This is a genomic window from Halorubrum sp. SD612 (assembly GCF_002135005.1).
On record NZ_NEWI01000165.1, the window covers coordinates 1 to 5,064 of the forward strand.

The window sequence follows — 5,064 nt, forward strand, 5'->3', positions numbered from 1 at the left end:
GCGGCGCCCCGGTAGAGGAGCGGGTGGGGGGGGGGCGGAGGAGACAGGAGGCGCGCGTCCGATCCCTGGAGGCGGGGAGGACGCCGGGGCGGGTCTTGGCGTGCGCGGAGGAACTGGACGTGGACGCCGCGCCGGTGTGTATGACCTACTACAACCTGATCTACCAGTATGGCGAGGAACCCGGACCGCGCCCCTTCGTCGAGCGCGCCGCCGCGGCCGGCATCCAGGGGCTCGTCGTCCCCGACCTGCCGGCGGAGGAGGCGGACCCGCTGCGCGAGGCGTGCGACGCGTTCGGGCTCGACCTGGTCTTCATCGTCGCGCCGACGACGCGCGGCGACCGGTTGGACCGCATGATGGGGAACGTCTCCGGGTACGTCTACGTCCAGGCGCGGCTCGGGACCACGGGCGCCCGCGACGACGTCTCCGACCAGACGACCGAGAGCCTCGACCGCCTCGCCGAGTACGACGTGCCGAAGGCGGTCGGGTTCGGCATCTCGACCGGCGAGCACGCGGAGCGGATCGTCGCCGGCGGCGCCGACGGGATCATCGTCGGCTCGGCGCTCGTCGACGTGGTCGCCGAGGGCGTCGAGGAGGACCTGTCGACCGAGACGGTCGCCGACCGCTTGGAGGCGCTCTCCCGCGAACTGAAGCGGGGGACCGAGCGCGGTTACCGCTCTCGGCCCGAGGCGACCGAATCGGTCTGAGCCGGGCGACTTCGAGCCAATACGTCCCCGAACGAAACCCACTTACCTCCGATTGCCACACTCTCACACAACGACCCACGACACAATGACAGCAGGACTCTCGGCACGACTCGACCGCATCTCCACGAACGACCGATACTTCGTCGTCCCGATGGACCACGGGATCACGATGGGCGCCGTTGAGGGGCTCGTCGACATCGAATCCACCATCGACGGCGTGACCACGGGCGGCGCGGACGCGGTGCTCACCCAGCGCGGGATCGCGGAGCGCGTCCACCCCAACAAGAACGGCGCGGGCTACATCGCCCACCTCAACGGCTCGACGACGATCGGCCCCGACGAAAGCGACAAGCGCGTCACCGGCACCGCCGAGGACGCGGTCCGCGCCGGGGCCGACGCGGTCTCCTTCCACATCAACGTCGGCTCCGACCACGAGCCGGACCAGATCGAAGAGCTCGCGGAGCTCACCGCCGACGCCGAGCGGCTGGGTCTCCCGGTCCTCGCGATGGCGTACGCGCGGGGGCCGGGCGTCGACGAGTCCGACCCCGAGGCGCTCGGGCACGCCGTCCGACTCGCCGAGGAGCTCGGCGCGGACGTGGTGAAGACGGGCTACTCCGGCGACGGCGACTCGTTCGCGCGCGTCACCGAGTCGACCCGGCTCCCCGTCGTCATCGCCGGCGGCTCGAAGGGGACCGACCGCGAGACGGTCGAGATGGTGCGCGGCGCGATGGACGGCGACGCGGCCGGCGTGTCGATGGGGCGGTCGATCTTCCAGCACGACGACCCCGAGGGGATCGCGCGCGCCGTCTCCGCGGTGGTCCACGACGACGCTGGCGTCGAGGAGGCGCTGCGAGCGGGCGGGTTCGTCGAGGCCTGAGTCCCGGCCGACCGCCGCCGAGCGGGCGGCCGAGGTCCGGCGGGAGCCCTGTTCGTTCCACAGGGGCTCTGTTCCTTTCGCGGGAGCCCTGTTCCTTTCGCAGTTTTCAAGCCGGCGCGCCGTGAGGTGTCGGTAATGACACGCACGGTCTGGGTCAAAGCCGACGGCGACGTCGGCGACTGGGAGGCGCGCAAGCGACGGGTCACCGCGGCCATCGAGGCCGGCGCGGACTGGGTGCTCGTCGACGAGGGCGACGTCGGCCGCGTCCGCGAGCTGGGCGACGTGAACGTGGCGGCGTTCCGCTCCGACGCCGACGTGATCGACGACGCCGAGAGCGACGCCGAGGCCGACGCGTACTTCGTCGGGAAGGGCGGCGAGGGCGACGGGACGATCGACATGCCCGAGGACCTCTCCGGGTCGGCGGACCTCACCACACTGCGCCGGCGCGACGACCGCGCGCAGGGGGCGTACGTCCGGGTCCTCGGCACCGAGTACGAGCGCTTCGCCGAGGCCGCGGCCGAGGACGCCGACTTCACCGTGATCGTCGGCGAGGACTGGTCGATCATCCCGCTGGAGAACCTCATCGCGCGGGTCGGCGAGGAGACCCACCTCATCGCGGGCGCGACGACGGCCGCCGAGGCCCGGACCGCCTTCGAGACGCTGGAGATCGGCGCCGACGGCGTCCTCCTCGATGCCGACTCACCCGACGAGATCCGCGGCGCGGTCCAGGCCCGCGACGCCGCGGACCGCGAGACGCTCGATCTCCGCTACGCCGAGGTGACCGAGATCGAACAGACCGGGAGGGCCGACCGGGTCTGTATCGACACGGGGTCGCTGATGGACGACAGCGAGGGGATGCTCGTCGGCTCGATGTCTCGCGGGCTCTTCTTCGTCCACGCCGAGACGGCGGAGTCGCCGTACGTCGCCTCGCGGCCGTTCCGCGTGAACGCGGGGGCGGTCCACGCCTACGTCCGCAACTCGGAGGGCGGCACCAACTACCTCGCCGAACTGTCGAGCGGCGACGAGGTCCAGGTCGTCGACACGGACGGCCACACCCGCGAGGCGGTCGTGGGCCGGGTAAAGATCGAGAAGCGCCCGATGTTCCGGATCCAAGCGGAGATCGAGACGGAGGACGGGACCGACCGGATCGAGACGCTCATCCAGAACGCCGAGACGGTGAAGATCGCGACGGGCGAGGGCCGCAAGGCCGTCACCGAGGTCGAGCCGGGCGACGAGGCGCTCGTCTACTACGAGGACGTCGCGCGCCACTTCGGCGAGGCCGTCGAGGAGAGCATCATCGAGAAGTGACCGCCGCGGCGGCGGTCGCGGCGGAAACCGGCCGCGTTCGTGTCGACCAGAACGCATTTTAGAGTTGATTGTTATCAGACGGCATGGCAGTCGCTAACGAGACCGATCGCCGCATCGTCGAACAGGGGTTCGTCGATCGAGTCCAACACCTCGCCCGGGCCGCGAATCCGGCGTTCGCGGCCGGGAGCCTCCTCGTCCCGCTGGCGTTCCTCGGGGCGAGCCTCGCGCTCGGGAGCACCGAACTGCTCTTTTACACGCACGTCGCGGCCGGGGCGGTCTGGTTCGGGTTCGCGCTGATCTTCCCGGCGATCATCGGTCCGACGCTCGGTGGTCTCGGCGAGGAGGCGTCGGCCGCGGTCACGACGACGCTGGTGCCGAAGGCGGTCTTCTTCCTCGTCGGCTTCTCGCTGACGACGGTGCTGTCCGGATCGGTGCTGTTGACGCCCGACCTCGGCCTCGGCTACGGCTTCGGCGGCGCGTGGTCGGGGGCCGCGCTCGCGCTCGGCTGGGGGCTATTCGCGTTCGGGATCGCCGTGCCGCACCGGCTCCAGCTCAGCGCCTACTACGAGACGCTGTCGCCGGATCCGGACGCCTCGCGGCTCGAATCGATCGAGAAGAAGAACCTCGTCGTCGGACTGTCCGAGGGGGCGATGATGCTCGTGCTTATCGTCCTGATGACCGGGTTCCGGCTGGGCCTGTAACGGAGCGCGGGCGTCGCGCGACCGCGGTCGCAGAGTCTGAGACGCGACCAAACCGTTATCTCGCCCTCGGGAGTCGGTCCGGGCATGGTCGCGACGAAACCCCGCTCCCCATTCCGCGCTCGGTTCGGCGTCACCCTGCTGGCCGGCCTCCCCGGCATCGTCGCGCTCGTAGCGTACGTGTATCGCTCGACGCCGCCGGAGGCCGTCCCGGCCGGACTGCCCCGGCCGCTCCTCGCTCTCCTCTCCGGTATCAGTCCGCTCCTGCTGCTCGTCGTCGCGTGTCTGGTCGGCGCCTACGCGGCGCCGAAGGCCGGCCTTCGGTCGCACCTCTTCGACCGGGCGAGGAGCGGCGCGGGCGCGTGGAAGCGGCTCCGTCCCGAAGTCGGGCTCTCGATCGGGGTCGGCGTCGCCGGCAGTCTGCTCGTGATCGCGCTCGACGTCGCGCTGGCCCCGCTCGTCGCCCGCGATCTCCCCCAGTCGGCGATCGGAGCGACGCGGCCGACGGTCGTCGACGTGCTCGCGTACGCCCCGGTCCGCTTCCTCTACGGCGGGGTCACGGAGGAACTCCTGTTGCGGTTCGGGCTCATGTCCGCGCTCGCGTTCGGCGGGTGGGTCCTCGTCGGTCGCCGCGGCGACGCGCCCGGCCCGAAGGTCATGTGGGCCGCCGTCGGCGTGTCGGCGGTGCTGTTCGGCGTCGGTCACCTGCCGGCGCTGGCGCAGGCGGTCGGACTGACGCCGGCGCTCGTCGCCCGGACGACCCTGTTGAACGCGGTCGCGGGCGTCGCGTTCGGCTGGCTCTACTGGCGCCGCAGCCTCGAAGCCGCGATGGTCGCGCACGCCGCGTTCCACGTGCCGCTGGTGGCGCTGTCGCTGGTTCAGGTACTCTGAAAGAATCCGGAACCGCGGCGGCGTCTCGCGTCGCCTCAGATCCCGTACAGCTCGCCGTACTTCTCGTCGACGTAGTCGAGGAAGGCGTCGGCCGAGAAGTCCTCGCCGGTCGCGCGCTTCACGAGCTCGTTCGTCTCGTACCGGGAGCCGTGCCGGTGGACGTTCTCGCCGAGCCAGTCTTGGAGGTCGTCGAACTCGCCGTCGGCGATCTTGGCGTCGAGGTCGTCGATGTCGTCCTCCGCGGCCTCGAACAGCTGCGCGGCCATGACGGAGCCGAGCGAGTAGGTGGGGAAGTAGCCGAAGTTGCCGTGGCTCCAGTGGATGTCCTGGAGACAGCCCTCGCTGTCGGTGTCGGGACGGATGCCGAGGTACTCCTCGTACTTGTCGTTCCAGACCTCGGGCACGTCCTCGACGTCGAGGTCGCCGCGGATCAGGTCGCGCTCGATCTCGAACCGGACCACGATGTGGAGGTGGTAGGTGAGCTCGTCGGCCTCGACGCGGATGAGGTTGTCCTCGTACACCTGGTTGAACGCCTCGTAGGCGTCCCGGACCGTCGCGTCCTCGGTCTGCGGGAAGTGCTCCTGGA

At 70.7% G+C, this 5,064-nt stretch carries 5 protein-coding genes and 1 pseudogene; 5 read left to right on the forward strand and 1 reads right to left on the reverse strand.

From position 1 onward, the window contains the following. The 5 genes from trpA to B9G38_RS14125 form a co-directional block, all read left to right on the forward strand. A partial coding sequence (gene trpA / locus B9G38_RS14105; protein ID WP_143415471.1) for a tryptophan synthase subunit alpha occupies nt 1-704 on the forward strand: 704 nt, incomplete at its 5' end. Nucleotides 705-789: 85 nt separating this feature from the next. Next, nucleotides 790-1,581, forward strand: a complete 792-nt coding sequence (locus B9G38_RS14110; RefSeq protein WP_086220786.1) for a 2-amino-3,7-dideoxy-D-threo-hept-6-ulosonate synthase — start codon at nt 790-792, stop codon at nt 1,579-1,581. 135 nt (nt 1,582-1,716) lie between these two features. Then, nucleotides 1,717-2,889, forward strand: a complete 1,173-nt coding sequence (locus B9G38_RS14115) for a 3-dehydroquinate synthase II (RefSeq protein ID WP_086220787.1) — start codon at nt 1,717-1,719, stop codon at nt 2,887-2,889. Between the two features lie 83 nt (nt 2,890-2,972). After that, nucleotides 2,973-3,590 carry a hypothetical protein gene (locus B9G38_RS14120; RefSeq protein ID WP_086220788.1) on the forward strand — a complete coding sequence of 206 codons (618 nt, stop codon included), beginning with the start codon at nt 2,973-2,975 and terminating at the stop codon, nt 3,588-3,590. 84 nt (nt 3,591-3,674) lie between these two features. Then, entirely contained in the window at nt 3,675-4,478 is an 804-nt protein-coding gene (locus B9G38_RS14125) for a CPBP family intramembrane glutamic endopeptidase (protein WP_086220789.1), read from the forward strand. A gap of 35 nt (nt 4,479-4,513) precedes the next feature. On the opposite strand, the pseudogene B9G38_RS14130 reads toward B9G38_RS14125, so the two are convergent. After that, a pseudogene (locus B9G38_RS14130) lies at nt 4,514-5,064 on the reverse strand (carboxypeptidase M32); the annotation flags it as partial.

Excerpts from the sequence above, each read along its gene's own strand:
- B9G38_RS14110 (WP_086220786.1), top strand. The coding sequence starts at position 790 with ATGACAGCAGGACTCTCGGCACGACTCGACCGCATCTCCACGAACGAC.
- B9G38_RS14115 (WP_086220787.1), top strand. The coding sequence starts at position 1,717 with ATGACACGCACGGTCTGGGTCAAAGCCGACGGCGACGTCGGCGACTGG.
- B9G38_RS14120 (WP_086220788.1), top strand. The coding sequence starts at position 2,973 with ATGGCAGTCGCTAACGAGACCGATCGCCGCATCGTCGAACAGGGGTTC.
- B9G38_RS14125 (WP_086220789.1), top strand. The coding sequence starts at position 3,675 with ATGGTCGCGACGAAACCCCGCTCCCCATTCCGCGCTCGGTTCGGCGTC.